Genomic DNA, 23,025 nt, shown 5'->3' with positions numbered 1-23,025 from the left:
AGAAAGTTGGACTAATATGAATATAAGATTTAAACATATTATCATTAAGGATAAAAAGAGCAGATTAAATGTTTCTCGGATAATCCAATTTGTAATGTGCATTATCATACTAGGAACTATATTATATAGAATTCAAGACTACGATCAAATTATATATGTAAAAGAAGAGGCAAGAATATGGGGGGGGATGTTTTCTTTTTTTGACAATAATTGGTCTGATATTTCTGCAAATCCATCCCTTTTTTCTTTTGGATATAGTTTGATTTTGTTGCCTTTGAATGCAATATTTAGGGAACCTGCCAGTATGTATAAAGCAGCAATCATTTTAAATGCAGTATTACTATGTTGTACTTTTTTAATATCCGTCAGAGTTTCCTATCGTTTATTTCCAGATATTAGTCATATTAAAATTCTATTTATCTGTTTTTTGCTTATTCTTTATCCAGGATATTCAATTGTGCGATCGTTATCAGTTCCAGATATATTACTGTTATTTCTTTTCTGGGTAATCATATGGCTGTATATATCTATAATGGATCGTGTAACTAATTATAAGATTATTTTGTTGGGTGTAACAGCTATTCTTTCAGTAGCTATAAAAAGTTCTTTTATTACTTTGATAATTGGTATAGGACTGGCTATTATAATTTTATATAAGAATAAGGTGATTAATGAAAGGCAGAGTGCTTTGCTGGGATTTGAACTTATATTAGGAATTGTAATTATAAGCCTAATAGAGAAATACTGGTTGAAGTTAATTGGTTATGATGATAATAGGCTTATTGATAATAGTTTACTGGTATTAATAAATGGCATGGTAAAAGGATGGAATGATTTTGGCGTCGTGGGCTTTCTTCAGCAGTTATTAGCTAAATTATATGCATTAGGAATAAGTTCTTTTTTGTTTATTATGCCAGGGATCTTTTGTGTATATAAAAAAATAATAGCTGATAAACAAACAGATGATAAGAATAACTTGATTGTTGTGTTTTTAGGCTTTGTATTTATCAGTATGCTATATTTTTCTTGTTCATATGATCTTTCAAATAATACTATTGATTCTTTAGTTAATATTAGAGATCTTCAGGTTATTTCCGGACCTATTATATTATATGGTATATTAAAGGTATTGGATAACAAAAGCTGGTTGAAAGAGATGATTATATATTCTATGATCTTTATTGTAAGTACATTTACGCTTGCCAGTATAATGAAAACAGTTGGGAATATGTCAGTAGATGAATATAATTGTGGTATATTATCCTTGTTTTATCATAAAGATGTAAGCTTTTCAAGTGCATTGTTTCCAGGTGCTATTATGGCAATTATTATTGCATATATAAGTTTATATCTATATAAACAAAATTATACTATTATTTTATTGAGGAAGTTAAGCTGTTTTTTGTCCGTACTCTTAATTGCCGTGGTTTGCATTGTCATAACCAATTACTTGGATACTACTTTGATTTTAGACAGAATTAGTGAAGATAAAAAGGATAGTATGCAGATTGCAGAGTTATTGAAGTATAATCCTTATGATGGTAATATTTATTATATTAAAAGCGATCATGAGCAAGAGGACAAGATTTCAAGCTTGCAATTTTTATTACCAGATAGAAAAATAAATATTATTGATCCATATAGTAACGATGAAGATGACTCTGCTATGAAAAATTATGAAGAATATAGAAAAGATAAAAAAAATAAAAAAATTATGTATCTGATAACTTCTGGAAAGTCCACTAAGATTACAAAGTTCTCGGATGAATTTACAGTTTTGGAGAAAAATGCATCGTTTGCTTTACTTACTCAAAAGGGGAATGGAGTGGCTGAAGGAATTACTCCTTTTTATAAGGTAAGAGAATACATTCCAGACAATAAAAATATAGAGAATGATAATTCGAATACTATTCAAGATGAAGAGGTAAGCGAAAATAATATTTTATTATCAAATGGTACCTATCTGTGCAATGTTCGTATTTCTGCAGAGAGTAAATCTGATGATCAGGTAGGGTATGTAGAAGTTTTGGATGGAGATGATGTTTTGAATAGAGCGTTTTTTGATCTAAATGAATTAGGAAATGAAGGAGAATTTGATGTATTGATTAGAGTATCAAGCGCTTCTGATAGAAAAAATGTACACTTTAGAATTTCAGATAATTTGTCAAATAATCTATCGATAAATCAGATTGATATTCAAAAGACATCACCTTATTATACTGTAGGTTTGGATTCTTATGACAATCTCCATTCTATTCTGGATCAGATAAAAAAAATCGATGATGAGTGTCATGATAAAGGTATAATTAGTTTTGTATATGATGGTAGTATTGGTGATAATAATAATTTATTAGATCATGTTAAAGAAAGTTTGCCCAATTATCAGGTAAAAAAGGTAGATTTAGAAGAAATTAATAACGATAATTCTCAATATTTTTTGTTTTTTGCAAAAGGGAAAAATTATAGCTCATACATGGATGAGTTGTCAATTATAGCACGAAATGATGATTATATTTTAATGTGTAAGAATGATAATAAAAGAATTGAATACATTAAAGATAAAAATGGTTTTGTGATATCACAGGGGAGAGTAATGGATATTAGAGGTTTTTTAACCCAGCAAAAAAATGGTTATGATTATCAAAAACCGATAGAAATTCCCAGTGGAAATTATAATTATATATTTGAGGTAAATGTTAATGGCCAGCAATTGCCTGATGAAGCTATAGGGGATATTATATTAAAAAGCAAAGATACAATCGTTGTGGAAAAAACCATATACGGTAGAGATATTACCAATGAAGAGTCTAAAATGAGGTTTCAGGTACCTATTGCTGCTAGATCAAAATTAGCCAATGTTACTTATGAATTTACGACTGTAGGTACAAGTGATTTGCAAGTGCAACCAGTTGGTCTTGAATTGGAATCTACAAGACTTATGATAGGGACAGAAGAGAAAGATGGTTTGAAGCAAATGGTTAATTTACTGTCTGATGTCTCCCAAAAAAGTATTATACCAATAAATCTTTACTATGTTGCAACGAATAGGGAAATAGATAATAATATGCTATCAACAGAATATTTGCAAAGTGAGTTGAAAGGTGTTAAAATAGATAGCAAAACTCAAAATGAAGTTTTGGATCTTACAGAAGATGTATTTTTACTAAAATACAATTTTAATGGCAGTAACCTGGGTATGGCTAAAAAGTATACAATTGTCGCTCAAGAAGGAGCATATACTTTATGGGCATCAAGTCATGGTAAATTGTTATATGACGCTATTGAGGCCGGAGGTAAAATGCTATCTAACGGTGGGAAAGTACATGTAAGCTGTTTTAGTAATACAGATTTATCAGCAGATAATAAAAATACAATCGAGAATCTAAAAAAAGGTACTTATGAATTATATCTGAATCTGACTAAAGGTGATTTAGAGAAAGAAGCAAATGTAGTTATTCAATTTAAACAGATTAAGTCTGATTCTGAAATAAAAAAAGAAGTTGATGAGAAGATACAAGATATGATTGATGCAGGCGAGGTGGATGAGACTGCATTTAAGGATAAACACTTAAGGAAAGATGTTAAAGAGACAATTAGCAGTGAAGAAGTATTAAAAACATATAATGTAAAGGACTCTTTATTTAAGGATGTTTATTCAGTTAATGAAGCTGTCTCAATCATATTGGAGAAAAATATAAGTAAATTAAGCGTTGAAGTACTAAATCTAGGAGATAGCAATTTTACTGCAGAATTACAGTGGGTAGAGAGAAAAAATTAGGGTGATTGTATGAAAAAAAAATTATTAGTTACTGGGACGACTTTTCCCAGATGGAAGAACGATACAGAACCACGTTTTGTTTTAGATTTATCAAAAGCATTATTGAAATATTATGATGTTACAGTGCTGGTTCCAGCCACTGAAGGAGCTAAAAACCATGAGCTATTGGAAGGAGTTAATGTAATTCGGTATCATTATTTTCCTATTCATAAACTAGAAACTTTATGTTATCCAGGTGCTATTGTACCTAGAATAAAAGAAAAAAAGGTCAGAATTTTACTGGTACCATTTTTGTTTATAGGATTATTCATTAAGTTGAGTAAAATGTTGCCGGAATATGATATAGTGCATGCTCATTGGGTTATTCCTCAGGGTATAATACAAAGCTTCTTTAGAAAACCTTTTATTATAACCGGACATGGCGGAGATATTATGTCTATGAATCATGGAATTATTAAAAAATTAAAGACTAGAGCGTTAAAGAGAGCATCTTATGTCACAACCGTTTCAGAAGAATTAAAAAGTAAAGCGGAAAGTATTACAAATTTGGGAAACATAGAGGTGATTTCTATGGGATGTAATACTGAGAAGTTTGGTAAAAAATATGCCATTAATAATTATTTTAAACAAAATGATAAAAAAGTATTACTATTTGTTGGAAGACTTGCAGAGAAAAAGGGAATCAAATATTTGATAGATGCTATGAATGAAATTGATGCGTTATTATTTATTGTGGGAGAAGGACCGCTTAGAGGAATACTTCAAAAGCAGGCTGAACCAATAAATAACAAGATTAGGTTTTTAGGAGCTAAAACACACGAAGAACTAAAAGTATTATATGCCTCGGCAGATATTTTTGTTGCTCCCTCTATAACAGCAAAAGATGGCGATACGGAAGGTGTTCCAACCGTATTAATGGAAGCGATGGCATCAGGTCTTCCATGTGTAGCTAGTGATTCTGGTGGAATATCCAGTTTGATATCAAACGGAGAAGAAGGTTTCTTGGTCGAAGAGAAAAATGTAAACCAATTGGTCGATCGTTTAGGTATATTAGTTCAAGATGACAATTTAAGAATCAAGTTATCTGAAAAAGCAAGATTAAAAGCAGAGCAGTATGATTATAAAAATATAGCAGAGAAATACGCAGCAGTACTGAAAAAGGCGCTAAAAAATTAGCGTATAGTGCAGAGGTATGTCGATGTAATTATCAAGGAGGAAAAATTATGCAGGTAATAAAGTATGCATTTCAACAGCATGGAGATGAACGTGGACAATTAGTAGCATTGGAGGAACATAAAGATATTCCTTTTGAAATCAAAAGGGTCTATTATATGTATGATACGGGAATAGATGTACATCGGGGTTTCCATGCACATAAGTCTTTAGAACAAATTATGATCTGTATCCATGGATCATGTAAGGTGCTGTTAGATAATGGTGAAGAGAAAAAAGTGGTATTTCTTGAGAAACCATATGAAGGGCTTTATATTGCTAACAATATGTGGAGAGAAATGTATGATTTTTCTGAGGATGCAGTTCTACTAGTTTTAGCTTCTGATTATTATGATGAAAGAGATTATATAAGAAATTATGATGAATTTTTAAAAACCATTGCTGAATATACCAAAGGAGCGGATAAATAAATGAATGTACCATTTGTATCTTTTGAACCGATGCATAAAGAATTAAATACAGAAATATCAGATAAATTATTAGAAGTATTTCATAAGAATTATTTTGTTGGGGGTAATGAAATACAGGAATTTGAGAAAGAGTTTGCAGATTACTGCGGAGTAGAATATTGTGTTGGTTGTGGAAATGGTTTGGACGCATTATATTTAATATTAAGAGCTTATGGCATAGGAGCGGGAGATGAAGTTATTGTACCATCAAATACTTTTATTGCAACAGCTCTGGCGGTATCTTACACAGGTGCAACACCGGTATTTGTTGAGCCAAATATTGAGAATTATAATATAGACTCATCTAAAATAGAAGCAAAAGTAACATCGAATACAAAAGCGATAATTGCTGTTCATCTGTACGGCTGCCCTGCGGATATGGATGAGATAATGAAAATTGCTGCAGAGTATGATCTTAAAGTAATTGAAGATAGTGCACAGGCACATGGGGCACGTTATAAGGGAAAACGTACCGGAAGTCTAGGGGATGCAGCGGGCTTTAGTTTTTATCCAGGAAAAAACTTGGGAGCCTTGGGAGATGCAGGAGCTGTAGTCACAAATGATAAAGCTTTAGCAGAAAAAGTAAGAGCATTGGGGAATTATGGTTCGCTTGAAAAATATCATCATATTTATCAGGGAAGTAATACACGGTTAGATGAAATTCAGGCAGGTATTTTGAGAATTAAATTAAAAAGATTGGACGAGTGGAATAGATTTAGAATAGAGTTGGCATCAAAATATAAGAATGGTATCCAAAACGAGCATTTAGTATTACCAAATGAGAATCTGGATCGAGATCATGTATACCACTTATTTGTTTTGCGTACTGACAGAAGAAATGATTTAGAGATGTATCTGAATAGTAAGGGGATAGCAACAACGATTCATTATCCAATTCCGATTCATTTACAGGAGGCATATAAAAGTCTGAATATAAAAAAGGGAAGTTTACCAATAGCAGAGCAAATTTCAGAAACAGTTATCAGTATCCCTATGTATTATGGGATGGAAGAAGAACGCATTCAATATATCATAGATTCTTTGAATACATTCCAATAGGTGTGATATGAACAGACTTAAATTATTTTTAGAAAATTTTTTGATATATGGCTTAGGTAGTGTACTAAGTAAGGCAGTACCTTTATTAATGTTGCCTATAATAACTAGACTAATGCCGGACACATTTTATTTTGGGTTAAACGATATGTCATCTGTGGTAATATCATTTGGCTCTGCCTTAGCAATAATGGGCATGTATGATGCGATGTTTCGGATGTTTTTTGATAAAGATGATAAAGAATATCAAAAAGCAATATGTTCAAGTGCATTTGGATTTACCATTATAACATCAGTTATTATCTTTGGAATATTAATTATGTTTCGCAAACAATTTGCAAATTTATTTTTTGATTCTCCCCAGTATATGAATCTGCTTTTTTTATCTGCTATCAGTATATTGATTGGATCTACAAATACGATTGTTTCTGCACCAACAAGGATGAATAATCAAAGAAAACGTTTCTTAATAATTAATACGATAAGTCCGATTATTTCTTATAGCATATCTATTCCTTTGTTAATAAATAAGATGTATCTTATTGCGTTGCCACTGGCTGGTGTAATATCGGCTTGTTTTACAGAAATTATTTTTGCTGTATTAAATAGAAAGTGGTTCAGTTTTAAAAGCATAAAATTTAAATACATTAAACAAATGTTAGTAATAGCGTTACCATTAGTTCCTAATTTTCTAATATATTGGATATTTAATTCAAGTGATCGTCTGATGATAACCAAAATTATAGGTGCTGATTATACAGGTATTTATGCAATAGGTGGAAAGATAGGACAGATTAGTCAACTTATATATACTGCTTTTGCTGGAGGTTGGCAATATTTTGCCTTTTCTACTATGAAAGATAATGATCAAGTCGAATTAACATCAAAAATATTTGAATATTTGGGTATAATTACTTTTTCTTGTAGTATTATTATGGCTGTATTTAGTGAACTTGGTTTTAAGATTATTTTCACGGGTTCGTATGTGGAAGGAGCTATAGTGGCGCCATACTTATTTGCGGCACCTTTATTATTGATGTTATTTCAGATTGCTTGTAATCAATTTCTTATTATTAAAAAGACTTGGCCGAATATGTTTATTTTATTGGGTGGAGCATTACTGAATGTTATTATTAATGCTGTACTTATACCTACAATAGGAATAGAAGGTGCGGCTATAGGTACATTAGTTGGTTACGTGGTATCAGTGGTTGTTTGTATTATTGTATTAACGAAAATGGAATTGATTAGTATTTCAAACAAATTTTTTACATGTACAATGATAGTGGTTATTTATAGTGTGTTATGGAGACTAGTTTTTAAAAATAGCGTTTTAATAAGTGGTACTTTAGCAATTAGCGTAATTGGTATCATGATTTATTTATACCGTAATGAATTGAAATTTCTATTTAAAAAGAAAAAGTAATATTGAAGGAGATTTATGCAAAGTTTTTGTAATATTAATAAAATCAAATCAAATCATATTATATTGTCCGGGTTATGTTTATTTTTATTATTCTTTTTTTTAAAAGATATCGCTAAATTAAATGGAATAGTAGTTATAAATGATGAATTTGGATATTGGGGTATAGCTTCACATATAGCTGGTCATACTTGGTCTGGACTTTTGCCGACCGCACCATATTATGCATTTGGTTATAGTTTGCTACTGGTTCCTTTATATTGGCTGAATATAACACCTACGGCTATGTATCATATTGCAATAATATTTAATGCGCTGTTTATTCTTGCCAGTTATATCATTTCAATTTGCTGTATGAAAAAACTGTATCCTCAAATCTCTGAGCTGAAGTCTTATTTTATTTGCTTTGCAATAACGTTTTATACCAATAATATTATTCAAGCTCAAGTTGCGTGGTCTGAGACATTATTATATTTGCTAGTGTGGCTACTTTTCTATATTTTTATTTTAAACGTAGAAAAAGCAAAATTTTGGAATTATGCAACGGGAATATTAGTTGCTGTTTATATGTATTTTGTTCACCAAAGAATGATTGGGGTAGTATTGGTGTATTTGGTATTAATTATATTTAATAGTTTAAGTAAAAAAGTAAATAAAAAAGTACTGTTAAGTTCATTTGTTATATTTGCAACTTTATTTATTTTTGGAAATATAGTTAAAACCAATATTATAGCTAATGTTTTTACGAATCCTGAATTAGCATCTATGAATGATTTTGGGGGGCAGGCAGGTAAATTACATTCTATTTTATTTACAAAGAATGGGTTTTTAAACTTTTTACAAAGTATTGCAGGAAAATTTTACTACATTGGAGTTTCCACTTTACTCATTGGCTTAGGAGGTTTATGGGTACTAGGTGGAGATGTGCTATTACTTATAATTAATTTATTTAAGACAAAATTTAAGAAATATAATAATAATCAATTAGTTTCTTTATTTGCATTTTTGGCTTTTCTTTCTCTCTTTGTAATTGATGCAATTTCAATGTATAATAATGCAGGAAGATTGGATGTATTAGTCTATGGAAGATATATGGAGCCTGCTTTTGGTTTAATAATATTTTATGGTTTGACAGATTTGATTGTAAGTCAAAAGTCGAAAAGATTTGTCATACCTCAGATTCTTATTTTGTTGATTTTATCTTTTGTTGTAAATACAGGATTTATAGAGGCAAATTCTAAAATATTTAATGGATTTTGTTCATCAACTATTTATTTTTTCTTTAAATATGCATCTGATGTACCAAATCTTTCTTTTTATATTACTTTGCTTTTATTATTGCCGGGTTGCATTATATGGATTATAAATACAGGAAAAAATAAAAATGCAATTTATAATTTTCTGATTACTTTCTTCCTTGTAATAGTTTCCTGGGGGTGGTTATCCAGTTTTTCAGGTGCTCTTTATCAACAAGAAGAGGCACAAAATAATATTGGTCGAATTATTGAACTAATAAAAAGCAATCAAAAGGATGATTATAAAATCGCTTATATAAAGGATTCTAATGATGAGGCTTCCAGTTCAGGTGATATTAATATAAAATATTTACAATTTTATTTTCCTGGTAACACCATAGAAATTATAAATGAAAAAGAAGTAATTGATTATAAAGATAGAAGTGATCTTTTTTTGGTAATGGATAATAACTCAAAAGTTTTTGATAAGCTGGCAACAAAATATGAAATTATTGGAAATACAAATGTTTTTACTCTTTTTTTTGACAGCAAATAAACCCATTTAATAGAGTTTTTATATCTAATAATTGATTGATTTTATATTGAATATGGAGATTTATGTATGATACTTAGAAAATTGAATAAAAAGGATGCTCCTTTTATGTTGGAATGGATGCATGATAGCGATGTTACGTATTATTTAAGAAATGATTTTGCTAATATGAGATTAGAAGATTGTGAGTTATTTATAAAAAAATCTGAGTCAGATTTGAATAATATTCATTATGCGGTATGTAATAATATGGATGAATATATGGGGACAATCAGTCTCAAGAATATTAACAAAAGGGATGCTACTGCAGAATATGCAGTATCTTTTAGGAAGTGCTCAATTGGAAAAGGTCTTGCTAAAGAAGCCACAAAAGATATTTTACGTATTGCTTTTGATGATTTGCAATTAAATAGAATTTATTTGGATGTTTTATGTGATAATAAACGGGCTTTAAGGTTTTATGAGAAAATTGGTTTTATCAAAGAAGGAATATGGAAAGAGCATTTTTATTTACATGGAAAATACCGTGATGTTTTGTGGTTAAGATTATTAAGATCAGAATGGGAAAATGAGTTGTAATATTTATTAAATCAATATATGAGCAAAAGTGAAAGAGATATTTCTATTCTTGAGTGAGTTTGAGTATTATGAAAAGGGAGATGTAAAATATTATGTATGATTATTTGATAGTAGGAGCGGGTTTGTTTGGAGCTATATTTGCCCATGAGGCAATAAAAAAAGGAAAATCATGTCTAGTTATTGACAAGAGAAGCCATATAGGAGGTAATATATATACAGAAGAAATAGAGGGTATTCAAGTTCATAAATATGGTGCCCATATTTTTCACACAAGTAATAAAAAAGTATGGGATTATATAAATCAGTTTTCTGAATTTAATCGTTATACAAATTCTCCAGTTGCATATTATAAAGGAGAAATATTTAATATGCCTTTTAATATGAATACATTTAATAAAATGTGGGGGGTGGTTACACCTAATCAGGCAAAGAAAAAAATTATTGATCAGATTGAGGAGAGCGGTATTACAGATCCGAAAAACTTAGAAGAACAGGCAATTTCGTTGGTAGGAAAAGATATCTATGAAAAATTGGTGAAGGGTTATACACAGAAGCAATGGGGGAAATTGTGTACGGAACTACCAAGTTTTATAATTAAACGCCTTCCTGTTCGTTTTACTTATGATAACAATTATTTTAATGATTTGTATCAAGGTATTCCTATAGGAGGATATACGCAGATCATTGAAAAAATGTTAGAAGGTAGCGAAGTTCACTTAAATACAGATTATTTTGCTGTTCGGTCGGAACTAGATTCCATCGCAAAAAAGACAGTGTTTACTGGAATGATTGATGAATTCTATAATCACTATTATGGTACTCTGGAATATAGAAGTCTGGATTTTGAGACGGAAATAATTGATGAGGAAAATTATCAGGGAAATGCTGTAATTAACTATACAGAATTTGAAGTTCCATATACCAGAATAATTGAACATAAGCATTTTGAATTTGGTGAGCAAGAGAAAACAGTTATTACAAAAGAATATCCAAAACAATGGGAAGATGGGGCAGAACCATATTATCCGATTAATGATGATAAAAATAGTGAGTTGTTTGCAAAATATAAAGCGTTGGCGGACAAAGAAAAAAAGGTGATTTTTGGGGGTAGATTAGCTGAATACAAATATTATGATATGCATAATGTCATTCAACAGGCATTGGAGTGTGTGGAAAAGGAACTGTAAGATATGAAAAAGATGAAAAATATTATGAGGACAAATAAAAATATTATTTTTATAATGCTTGCGATTTTAACATTTCAATCAGTTATATATATGTATGCAGGTAATAAAAAAGAAGCTTTTCATATAGATGAATATTTAACTTATCAGTTATCAAATGGTGTATTTGGATTAAGTGATCCTATAGAGAATGGTAAAATTTATACTAATACAAATCCTTTTCTAAAGTGTTTTGTTGTAGATCAGGAGACTCGCTTTGATTATAAGGGGGTCTGGGAAAATCAAAGTAGAGATGTACATCCTCCTTTTTATTATACGCTAGTTCATACAGTATCTTCATTAATACCAGGTATTTTTACTAAATGGATAGGAATAGGAATTAATATTTTTTTAGCTTTATTTGTTACTATTTTAGTTTATTTTATAACAAAAGAGATTAGTAAAAAAAGTATATTATCATTGATTGTAGCAGCTACATTTGCTTTATCACCCGGAACAATCAATAGCATACTTTTTATTAGGATGTATGTATTTTTATCTATATGGGTTTTAAGCGTATCGTTTTTACATTTAAAATATTATAAGAAGCAAAAATTAGATTATAAATTCTATGTTTTACTTACAATTGTGTCAATTTGTGGAACTTTGACTCAATATTATTTTTTGATTTTTTTGTTTTTCATATGTTTATTTTTTGGTTTACATTTGATAAGAAAAAAATATTGGCAGGATGTTTTAAAATATTGTATATCATTAGCAATTTCAGGTATTCTATCAATAATAATTTTTCCATCAATGATAACACAAATTTTTGGAAATGGGTACAGAGGAATAGAATCGTTTCAAAATTTAGCAAGTTCAGATTTTGGAAACAGATTAGCAACATATTTTGAAATAATTAAGAACCAAATTTTTGGGAGCAGATTGAGTACAGCTATTCTGGTGATTTTAATATTATTGACTGTTAGTCTAAATTTAAAGAAAATAGAAGTAAGACTATTTTGGGTTTTCAAAAATTATATGGTTTTAATATTTCCTGTAGTTACATACTTTTTATTGGTGGTTAAAATATCTCCATATTTAACTGATAGATATGTGTTTTGTATTTACCCCTTTATTTGGATCTCATTTATTTTAATTATTTATTGGGAGTTCATTCAGATAAAAGGCAATAAAATGTTACATAAAGAATACATAGCTATTCTAATTATAAGTTCTTTTTTTATGAGTTATAGTTATAAATTAGGAATACCCTATATGTTTAAAGAAGAAGGTAAAAATATAGAGATTTCCAAAGAAAGTAGTCCTGATACATTACTTTGTATTTATGATAATCAGCAGTGGAAATTAATGTCTAGTTATTTAGAATTAGACAATTATAACAATCTGGTATTTATTCCAAATAATCAGATTAATATTTTAGAGATGAATAAATATAAAGATTTTGATAAAATACAGATTTATGTATCAGCTACATTAGATCAAGATGAAATTATACAGCAAATATTACAATTATATACTAGATATTCGACAGCACAATATTTATATAGCCCTAACTATGGTAATGTATATCAGCTACAATAAGTATTGCGTACAAGGAGAGAAAAATGGAAAAAATATCAGTTGTAGTCCCATGCTACAATGAAGAAGAAGCGATACCATATTTCTACAAAGAAATATGTGCAGTCGAAAAAAATATGAGTGAGTTTGAATTTGAAATTATTTTTGTAGATGACGGTTCTAAAGACCAAACACTAAAAATTGCAAAAGAATTTGCAGAGAAGGATCATCAAATTAAATATATTTCTTTTTCCAGAAACTTTGGAAAAGAAGCGGCAATTTTTGCCGGTATTTCAAAATCGACAGGAGATTATGTCGTAATTATGGATGTGGATCTGCAGGATCCTCCTCGTCTATTGCCTGAGATGATGAAAGCTATTAAAGAAGAAGGGTATGATTCTGTTGCCACCAGACGTGTAAGCCGAAAAGGTGAACCTCCTATAAGGTCGTTTTTCGCCCGGAGGTTTTACCGCATTATAAATCGAATATCAAAGACAGAAATTGTGGATGGTGCCAGGGATTATCGTTTAATGACCAGGCAGTTTGCAAATAGCCTGTTAGAAATAAAAGAGTACAACCGGTTTTCAAAAGGATTATTCGGCTGGGTTGGGTATAATACAAAATGGTTGGAATTTGAAAATGTAGAACGGGTTGCAGGAGAAACCAAATGGTCATTTTGGAAACTTCTATTATATAGCATAGAAGGAATCGTGGCATTTTCTATAGTACCACTATCTATTGCAACAATTTCAGGTTTGTTATTTTGTTTATTGGCATTTTTGTTTGTTATAATAATTTTTCTAAGAGCTTTGATTTTTCAGGACCCGGTAGCAGGTTGGCCATCTTTGGCTTGTATTATCTTATTTGTTGGTGGCATACAATTATTTTGTATGGGAATATTGGGAGAATATTTGGCAAAGACTTATTTAGAAGTAAAAGACCGGCCAATTTATATCTGTAAAGAATCAAATTTATTGGATGACAAGACAGAAAAATAGTTAAAAATATGGTAATAATTATTTTTGATATAAGAGTGTCATGTTTGAGGCTGTATAGATGAAAGGAAACGATTGTGAAGAAAACAATTACTAAACATAACTATATTTATCTGATCATAGCTTTTTTAATAGCGTTTTTACCAAGGGTATATTTGTGCTTACAGGAATATCCGGTACGTATGATATCGGACGAGATAGCAACCCTGTCAGGGGCAGCTCATTTTGCGGGATTAGACTGGTCAGCGGTGATTTCGAAAGCTGGATATTATGGAAGTGGATTTTATGGATTGTTTTTCTGGCTGTTTAAGTTGACAGATAATCCTTTCATAATATATAAGTGCATGTTGATTGGCGCATCTTTGGCGCAGGCTATTGTTGCTGTAGTTGCTTTTGTTATTATGCAGCGTCATTTTGAGATCCGAAATGGAAAGGTTCTATGTGTCTTTTCTATAGCTTGTTCTTATATGGTGGTGACGTTTCCGAACAGAACTTATAATGAACATATTTTGATACTATTAACCTGGATTGTAACTTTACTTTTTTTAGAATTAAAAAAGAGTATCGGACAGAAAGTTAAAACAAGTATCCTGACAGGAATACTAATGTTAACTCTGGCATATGGTCTAACAGTTCATACACGTGCATTGACTTTATGGATTGCCTGTGCGTTTGTGGTACTACTATATTTTTATTTATATAGAAGTTGGCTTGTATCTAAGCTGGTTGTATTGTTTGGCGGCATTATCGGTTATTTTGGAGGTAATCAGTTTGTAGCCTTGGTACAAAAGACTGTATGGGCAGCTGAAAATGGAGAGACTGTTCGTAACGGAGCGATTAATGTTTCTATTAACTTTAAAATACTGGATCCTACCACCTGGTTTTCAGCATTAGCTGTGTTCCTGGGTCAGCTGAATACTATTTCAGTTTTCACAGGAGGTTTCATGATTCTGTGTTTTGTCTTCATGACCTGGTTATTTTTCGGTATGCTTCGGGACAAGTTAAAAAACAAGAATCATACGATACTAGAGCACAAAGAACTTTATTTTCTAATTTCAGTTTATTTATTAGCTTGTGTTGGAATGACAATTGTAGCTCAAACAATCAGCTGGCTTCCCGGTGTAATTGAGGGAGTCAAAGATGGTTTTGGTACGGAAATATATGCAATGAAAGCAATCACGTACATCCGCTACTTTGGTCCTTATCTCGGTCCGGGAATCATGGTTGGATTTGTTTGTGGTTACAAAAATCTGGATTGGTTTAAACGTTATTTTAAACCTGCATTGATTATCTTTATCATACTGCAGGTATTTTGGTCAGGTGCAATTTTACCATTTATAAAAAATAATGGAGTTACAAAAGAAGTATTTATTGCTTTGTCACTCTCAAAACCAGGGCAAAAAGTAGATTTAATGACTTTCTTGCCAGGTGGTGTAATAACGATTGTCGTATTTTTACTGATTATTTATTTATATAAAAAAAATAAAACGATTATCCCGGTAATGATTGTGTGTGGTCTCTGTATGTTCCAGTATGTATATACCAGCGTCTATTTTGATCAATATGCGTCTAAAAAGAATATGAAGAAGGCCAATGCCGGATATGCTTTAGTACAGAAAATGGAAGATAAAGTTGAATTGCCAAAGAAATTATATGTTTATGATGCCACAAAAAAGACAGATCACCAGATCTTTTATCTTTATCAGTTTATGTTAAACCGTTATGAAGTGATACCGGAGCTTCCTGAAAGAGAAGATGACCAGGCAATTATTTTTAGCAATAGCGCTGAAGTGGAAAAGCTGTACCAAATGGGGTATCAGTGTATTCCATTGGATAAAAATGAATTTGTCTATGCCAAGGGCGAGTGGACAGGTGAAATACAGAAGTATTGGAAAAAGTAAAAAATCATTCTAAATAAAATAAATGGGCTGGCGGATAATAATTAATATTATCTGCCAACCCATTATTTTACTTATATATTAAGCGTCAAATAAGTATGTCAAATGTGAGGCATACATGATCCTGACTTAATAAAGAAATATCTGATATGGTATCATACAAAGAGTATTATAATATCACTCGGAAATATGAGTACTATAAACATACCTGCATTTCGTTTATTTTGTAATACTCTTAACCTCTGAATATGCCCCATATACTTTCTTACCCTTCACAACCCGGTAAGCCCTCACTTTATAATAATACGTTCCATTATCTATCAGATTATTATAATAAGTAGTACTTGTTTTGCCGGTAGTTGTTCGAACGCGCTTATATTCACCGTTTTTAGCGTTACTGCGGTATACCTGATAGCCGCTGGCTCCAGAGACTGATTTCCAGGTTACTTTTGCTTTAGAGCTGCCTGATAGGGTAAGTCCATTTAATTTTGGAGCCTGTGGAGCCGGCTTACAGGAACTGATATAGGAGCGGTTGCTGTATACTTTTTTGCCACCGGATACCTTATAAGAGCGGAGCTGGTAGTAGTAGGTTCGTCCTGTGGTCAGCCCTTTATCGATATAAGTGGTTGTTCCGGGGTTCTTAATTGTAGCTATTTTTTTATAGGTGCCATTTTTGCTTGTACTGCGATAAATTGCATAGCCTTTTGCACCATACACTTTATACCAGCTCAAATTAATACTTTTATATCCTCTGGCAGTGACCTTTTCAAAATTCGGCCGGGTTACTTTGATGGTAATACTTTTTGACAGACCATTTGATGTGGTTGCTGTTATTTTAGCGCTTCCATATCCAACGGCAGCAGCAGTTGCCTTTTTACCACCGGAAGAAGTTATTTTGACAACTTTTGAATTAGATGACTTCCAGGTGACAGAAGAAACCGTGCTTTTCTTAGGGGAAAATGCAGCATCTATGCTGATCTCTCTGCCTACATAAGTAGATGTTTTACTTGCTTTCAATGATAAATTTTTAGGTGAAACTGTTTTCAGATCAGATGTAAATGCTTTTATACGTACCGTATCACCTTTGGAACCGGCCATACTATGTGCATCCTGCCAGGTTTTATCGGAATCCTTTTGGATAAAACTTTGATTTTTATTTGAGGTGGAAATAAATCTCACCCAGGAGCCATTGGTATATGTGCGGTCCATGAAAATATACAGCGGGGAATCGCCGGGGGGTGTTAATTGAATTACAATAGCAAAGGTTTCTCCTTTAGACAGTGTTACCGGCTTATCCAGCGTAATTGTTTGATAACCGGCGTACTGACTTACTCCTTTTTGCGGCTTCGACAACATTTTTGTACCACTGGTTGGATTGGAGGCATCTTTGAGATTTTTATATATCTGAATCGAATAATTTACACCGGGAGTATAATGAGCAAAAGATACGGCTTCTAAAAGTTCATCCGCTCCCTTAGCATTCCCCATGGCAGTATAAACATTAGAAACGGAAGTGGTTCCACTATACATGTTATAGGAATTTCCGCTGGATCCATCATACTGGTAATTGTGATCATAGTTATCGACTAATCCAAAATCAAATGCAACACCTGTTGCATCCCCGTCTCCGCTGCTAATAAAAGCATCTTCATAAGAAATCCAGAAGTAGCCTTCTTTCCCCCAGTTGCTGCCCCAGCTGTTTTTGGCAAGCCATGCACCATTGCGGGATGGCTGCTTTCCGGAAAGGAAATTCGTTCTCTTATAATTATCATCCCAGCCAACAATTTCTACTGTATGGTTTTGGCTGTTTACAGCTCCTTTTGCCACATAACAATAGGAAGCAGTATTTGGGTTATAATAGTTAAAGTAATTATTGGGGTCAATGTACAAATTTGCTGCGATGGCACCTTGGGACAGAATCAGTGATTTCATGTCATCCATGGAAGCCGATGGGATAATATATGCATTTTGCAAATGTGCTTTATCAGAATAGGCTAAATCGGAATTTAAGCCGCCGGGAAATTTGAATGGATCATTGCTGTAAGGAGCTACCGATTCATCGGCTGCACCTACCCATTTGGCCAGGGTAAATATGGTAAATAAATTGTTACCACCTGTCTCCAGATAGTTTAGGTTTGGAGATATAGGAAGGTTTCTGTCATTGAGTGTAAGTTTAAGAGGATCATTCGCCGTATTATAGAAAAAGTATGCCAGATGCCGTTCGGAAAGATCCAGGGATGATGTAGCAAGCCCCTTTTTTAATAAGGATGTTTCACCGCAGGCGAGGGAAGAAAATGCCCAACAGGTATCCCATGGCCGCTGATCCCGCACGCCCGTTACAAATCCCAGATCACGGCTGCTGTAATAAGAAGGAAAGGATGCCCTGGCTCGGGGAGCAGTGCCGCCATTTGCATTTAAGGCGGGCATGCCAAAGGATGGAAGCGTTATCAGCTGGGGAGCCATGGATTGCTGCTGATCCAGTTCTTCCTGGGTCATGGGTCTTCCAAGCACGTAATCCAGATCTGGAATTTTCTCTGTTTCGGATTCCTTTTTACCAGCACGATTGGATTTCTTCTTCAATGAGCCGGATTTGTTTGATTGAGGCTCTGATATTGTGTCAGATTGTGGCTCGGTAATTGTCTGTGGTTCCGTCTGAGCGGAAGTCTCTGCAGAAGTTGGTAAATCAGTTTCCGGTGTTTCTGTACTCATTGACGGAGCTTCTGTAGTCGTTATGTTTTCTTCCGATATATCGGATTCATCTGATGTATTCGTTACTTCAGTTTCGCTGTTCATTTCAGCTCCACTGTTATTTTCTAAGTTGTTTTTTTTATCTGTGGTATTGTTATTGTTTGATATTTTATCTTTGTTATTGTTTGCTAATGTTTCAGATTCGTTTTCAGCAATCTGCGAAGCAGAAGCTTTTTGCTTTTGAATATTGACGCTTTCCGGCGTACCGGCAGCCAAAACAGTGTCTGCCGGAGCCATGGTAGAAAGTGAAATACTCAAAATAAGAGATATTGCTAATTTTGATTTTTTCATTAAATCACTCCTAAAGTCAAAAACCCCGCCGAAGGCAACGGGGCATAAAATTTGTTACATTGCAACAGGGGTGTGATCCTCACGGCAGTCACCAACTGTTCCCGTAAGCGTATCTATTTGGTTCGTTGCTCACCGTAATAAAGGGTTTGAATAAACGCCGTCTGCAATCAGTTTCCGGAAAGATGCTACTACGGTATCTTTGTCTTCTTTATATGTAACACCAAACCATTTATCATTTGTTTCTAATAAAGTTACCTGGGCTTTGCCAGATTTGATCATCTGATCAACGATAATCGGAAGCAGGTATTCTTTCTTTAAATCACCTTCTTTTATGCCGGAGAGAAATTCTGCAAAACCTGTTTCCAGCTCGTCCAGTAAATCCGGTGTAAAGCCCCACATATTCATGGAAACATAACTCTTGGCATCAATTGGTTTTTGTGTACCGTCTTCCAAACAGATCGCAGCACCTTCTTTTGTTTTGATGATGTCCGAAGTTTCATCTACATCTACGAGATGGTAATTTTGGTCGATATTACAAACGCCTCTGGTTACGCCTCCATTGTCGCTTAATGTATTGCCTAATATAAAGCCTGCCATACAGAAATTAAACTTACCGGGGACAGGAGCCCAGTTTTCTAAATAGTCATGAATTTTTACAAATGCTTCTTTTCCATAATAGTCATCTGCATTGATAACGATAAATGGGTCATTGAGCAAACCCTTACAGCAAAGTATTGCCTGTCCGGTTCCCCAGGGCTTTGTCCGGTCAGCAGGTTTGGTAAATCCTTCAGGAAGATCGTCTAATTCCTGGAAGGCGTAGGATACATCAGCAATTTTTTCGATGCGTCTGCCGATGATTTCCTTAAAATCTTTTTCCAGATCTTTTCGGATAATAAATACAATTTTATTAAATCCGGCTTCCAGGGCATCATGTATCGAATAATCCATGATGATTTCACCAGCTGGTCCAACAGGTTCCAGTTGTTTGATACCTCCTCCAAATCGGCTTCCGATTCCGGCAGCCATGATTACCAGTGTTGTGTCTTTCATAATTCTTCTCCTTGATATTGTTTTTTCATAATATAGTCAGTATAGCATATAAAAATGGAAATGAACATCCAAAAAGGGGATCTTAAGAAAAATTAATGTTAAATTCTTTGACGATGCCAATTTTTTGGTGTAATATTAATCCAAATGCTAAATAACTAAATTTGGAAAGGAATATAATATTATGGCTTTATTATCCGTAGTTATTCCAGCGTATAATGAGGAACGCATGGTGTCAAAAGCGGCAGAAGCGATTGGAAAAGTACTGGAAAAAGAACATATAGTCTATGAATTTGTTTTTGTAAATGATGGATCAAAGGACGAAACCTGGAATGAAATAGAAAAGCTGAGCAGGAAAAAAGAAAACATCATTGGAATCCATTTTTCCAGAAATTTTGGAAAAGAATCTGCAATATTTGCAGGGCTGGCCAATGCCGGCGGGGATTGTTGTGTTGTGATGGATTGTGACCTGCAGCATCCGCCGGAGACTCTGGTAGAAATGTACCATCTGTGGGAACAGGGGTATGAAATTGTTGAAGGTGTGAAAAAAAGCAGAGGCAGGGAGAGCGTACTCCACAAGGCCAGTGCGGGGATGTTTTATAAGATTATGTCACGTGCAGTAAAGATTGATATGTCCAGGGCATCGGATTATAAACTGATGGATCGCAAGGCGGTTAATTCTCTGCTGAATATGCCGGAAAGAAATGCATTTTTCCGGGCATTGTCTTCCTGGGTAGGATATAGGGGAACCACGGTAGAATTTGATGTTCATGAAAGAATCGATGGGGAATCTAAGTGGTCTACCTGGTCTTTGATAAAATATGCAGTTACAAATATTGTGGCTTTTTCGACAGCACCCATGCAGTTTGTAACAGTAGCAGGGGTTTTTGTGTTTTTCCTGGGTGTTTTTCTTGGAATTCAATCTTTGTATAAATATTTTTCAGGACATGCTGTGGAGGGATTTACCACTGTAATCCTGTTAATATTGCTGATTGGCAGTATCATTATGATGAGTCTGGGTATCATTGGTTATTATATTTCTAAGATTTATGAAGAGGTAAAGGGAAGACCAAGATATTTGATATCGAAGAAGGTTGGTGGACAGGGAAGCGTAACTGAAGATTAAATAAATGATGCGGATTCAGCAGGTCATTTAGAAAAGGATGTAACTAAAGGGGAAAAAATGATTTTAAGTAACAAAACAGGCAGATTACTAGGTTTGTTTTTTGGGATAGCAGTGATTGTCTTTCTGCTATATCCCATAAGGAACGTTTTTGCGGCTACATTGAAAAGTCCGGATGGATTTGACGGCATACAGTGGGAGTACGATCATGAAGCTTCTGTTGTGGATGAGAATGGATGGACACAGGCAATGTGCGCTACGGATAAGTATCTGGTGTGTTTGGAAAACGGACAAAAAGGGGAACCGGATACGCTGATAGCGTTTTATAAGACTGATAAAGATGAAGATGGTTATACTGTACCACAATACAGTTATGCACGACATACCAGAGTGACGGACTATGAACACGGAAACGGGATGACATTTAATCCCAATACAAATGAATTGTACATTGCTACAGGAAATCCCGATAATCCGGATAACTTTGGAAGTCTTATGGTAGCAGATGCAGATACGCTGGAATATAAGAGAACGATAAAAATATTAGATGAAGAGATATTTTTTTCGGGAGTTGATTATAATCCTCAGACGAACCAGTATATATTACAGATGGGACGATCCGGAGGATATTCTTTTTTGGTAACGGATGCAGATTTCAATATCTTATCTAAAATTGAAGGTGTGAAACGTACGACAGGAACTACGTTTCAGGACTTTTGTGTTTCGGGAGATTATATTATCAGTGTATCATATGAATTGAGCTCCGGAGTGAATAATTATATACAGGTCTATTCCATTTCTCAGGGAAAATTGTTAGGCAGGTATTATATTGATTTTGCAGATTATGAAGAGAAGCGGGAAGCAGAGGATATCTGTATGGTGGAACCCGGAAAATTTATTATTAGTACGGGGGTTGCTTCCCCCAGAAGAATCCGGTTTTATTCAGCAACCGTTCCGATTGTATATAATATAGAAGCGAAAGCGCAGAATGGCACCGTAAGTGAAAGCAATGCTCAGGTAGAACCAGGTGGGGAATACAAAATGACCTACCAGCCGAATAAAAATTATGAGGTGAAAAGCGTTACAGTAGATGGAAAAGAAGTTGATATTCAAAAATATCCTTCAGAATATACCTTTACGAATGTGAATGAAGATCATAGTATTTCTGTAGAATTTTCAAAAATACCAAAATATAAAATAGACACAAAGGTTACGAACGGTACTATACATAAGACAAAATCCGTATATCGGGATAAGAGTTATACAGTATCCTACCAGCCGGACGAGCATTATGAATTAGAGTCAATAGTAGTGGATGGAAAAGCGATTGACATTAAAGGCCATGAAACAGAGTATACTTTTGAGAATGTACAGGATCAGCATAGTATCGAGGTGAAATTTAAGGAAATACCTACTTTTGAAATTACTACAAAGGTGACCAACGGAAAGATAAGTGACGGCGCCGCGAAGGTATACCGGGATACTGGCTTCACGGTGGAATATCAACCAAAAGAAGATGCCGTATTATTAGGAATTCTGGTGGATGGCAGATTTGTCAGCAGGAGTGAATTTCAGGATTCGTATAAATTTGTAAATATCCAGGAAAATCATAAAATACATGTTATTTATATATCTGATTTCGTTCCTATGTGTATAATAATTGGAATAGTCATTCTAATACTGGTAATTGGATATACAATTTTGACCATTAGGAGAAGGAAGCGTCGTATTATTAAAGACAGGCGCAGAAGAAGGCGCAGGTTAGATCAGAAAGAAACAGATGAAAACAAGGAATTGTAATATTTTTGTCATATGCTTGTAATATTTGAAAAATCCGGAGATTTAAAAGTATAATTTAAAAAGCAAAGACATT

The 23,025-nt window shown here is 33.3% G+C and carries 15 protein-coding genes; 13 read left to right on the top strand and 2 right to left on the bottom strand.

The genetic code is table 11. From position 1 onward, the window contains the following. The first annotated feature begins 16 nt into the window (after positions 1 to 16). From QR40_RS21365 to QR40_RS21315, 11 genes are all read left to right on the top strand, one after another. Positions 17 to 3,778: a hypothetical protein gene (locus QR40_RS21365; RefSeq protein WP_044296685.1), complete on the top strand. Its 3,762-nt coding sequence runs from the start codon at positions 17 to 19 to the stop codon at positions 3,776 to 3,778. Between the two features lie 9 nt (positions 3,779 to 3,787). Then, entirely contained in the window at positions 3,788 to 4,954 is a 1,167-nt protein-coding gene (locus QR40_RS21360; protein WP_044296684.1) for a glycosyltransferase, read from the top strand. Between the two features lie 47 nt (positions 4,955 to 5,001). Beyond that, entirely contained in the window at positions 5,002 to 5,421 is a 420-nt protein-coding gene (locus tag QR40_RS21355) for a sugar 3,4-ketoisomerase (protein WP_044296683.1), read from the top strand. Continuing rightward, positions 5,422 to 6,519, top strand: coding sequence for a DegT/DnrJ/EryC1/StrS family aminotransferase (locus tag QR40_RS21350; protein WP_044296682.1), 1,098 nt, complete (start codon positions 5,422 to 5,424; stop codon positions 6,517 to 6,519). Between the two features lie 7 nt (positions 6,520 to 6,526). Next, the gene (locus tag QR40_RS21345; protein WP_044296681.1) at positions 6,527 to 7,942 is read left to right on the top strand and encodes an oligosaccharide flippase family protein; all 1,416 of its coding nucleotides are present in this window, start codon (positions 6,527 to 6,529) and stop codon (positions 7,940 to 7,942) included. Between the two features lie 15 nt (positions 7,943 to 7,957). Next, entirely contained in the window at positions 7,958 to 9,730 is a 1,773-nt protein-coding gene (locus QR40_RS21340; protein ID WP_044296680.1) for a hypothetical protein, read from the top strand. A gap of 66 nt (positions 9,731 to 9,796) precedes the next feature. Continuing rightward, positions 9,797 to 10,306 (top strand): GNAT family N-acetyltransferase, encoded by a 510-nt coding sequence (locus QR40_RS21335; RefSeq protein ID WP_044296679.1) that lies wholly within the window; start codon positions 9,797 to 9,799, stop codon positions 10,304 to 10,306. Positions 10,307 to 10,395: 89 nt separating this feature from the next. Further along, positions 10,396 to 11,493 carry a UDP-galactopyranose mutase gene (gene glf / locus QR40_RS21330; protein ID WP_334291799.1) on the top strand — a complete coding sequence of 366 codons (1,098 nt, stop codon included), beginning with the start codon at positions 10,396 to 10,398 and terminating at the stop codon, positions 11,491 to 11,493. Between the two features lie 3 nt (positions 11,494 to 11,496). Beyond that, positions 11,497 to 13,074 carry a glucosyltransferase domain-containing protein gene (locus tag QR40_RS21325; protein WP_044296677.1) on the top strand — a complete coding sequence of 526 codons (1,578 nt, stop codon included), beginning with the start codon at positions 11,497 to 11,499 and terminating at the stop codon, positions 13,072 to 13,074. Positions 13,075 to 13,097: 23 nt separating this feature from the next. After that, the gene (locus QR40_RS21320; RefSeq protein WP_044296676.1) at positions 13,098 to 14,048 is read left to right on the top strand and encodes a glycosyltransferase family 2 protein; all 951 of its coding nucleotides are present in this window, start codon (positions 13,098 to 13,100) and stop codon (positions 14,046 to 14,048) included. 74 nt (positions 14,049 to 14,122) lie between these two features. Next, positions 14,123 to 15,946 carry a hypothetical protein gene (locus tag QR40_RS21315; RefSeq protein WP_044296675.1) on the top strand — a complete coding sequence of 608 codons (1,824 nt, stop codon included), beginning with the start codon at positions 14,123 to 14,125 and terminating at the stop codon, positions 15,944 to 15,946. A 216-nt stretch (positions 15,947 to 16,162) separates the two neighbouring features. Here the strand turns inward: QR40_RS21315 and QR40_RS21310 are convergent, their stop codons facing one another. Both QR40_RS21310 and QR40_RS21305 read right to left on the bottom strand, forming a co-directional pair. Continuing rightward, positions 16,163 to 18,982, bottom strand: a complete 2,820-nt coding sequence (locus QR40_RS21310; protein WP_044296674.1) for a lectin like domain-containing protein — start codon at positions 18,980 to 18,982, stop codon at positions 16,163 to 16,165. Between the two features lie 129 nt (positions 18,983 to 19,111). Continuing rightward, a complete protein-coding gene (locus tag QR40_RS21305; protein WP_044296673.1) occupies positions 19,112 to 20,032 on the bottom strand; it encodes a nucleotidyltransferase family protein in 921 nt (306 codons plus the stop codon). Positions 20,033 to 20,213: 181 nt separating this feature from the next. Here QR40_RS21305 and QR40_RS21300 point away from each other — a divergent pair, with 181 nt between their 5' ends. Continuing rightward, positions 20,214 to 21,155, top strand: a complete 942-nt coding sequence (locus QR40_RS21300; protein ID WP_044296672.1) for a glycosyltransferase family 2 protein — start codon at positions 20,214 to 20,216, stop codon at positions 21,153 to 21,155. A gap of 57 nt (positions 21,156 to 21,212) precedes the next feature. Beyond that, a complete protein-coding gene (locus QR40_RS30130; RefSeq protein ID WP_052430980.1) occupies positions 21,213 to 22,952 on the top strand; it encodes an InlB B-repeat-containing protein in 1,740 nt (579 codons plus the stop codon). Positions 22,953 to 23,025 lie beyond the last annotated feature (73 nt).

Origin of the sequence: Robinsoniella peoriensis (genome assembly GCF_000797495.1) — a bacterium.
GTDB classification, from domain to species: domain Bacteria; phylum Bacillota; class Clostridia; order Lachnospirales; family Lachnospiraceae; genus Robinsoniella; species Robinsoniella peoriensis.
Note: the sequence above shows the minus strand (reverse complement) of the source record. Positions and strands in the feature narration are given on the sequence as shown.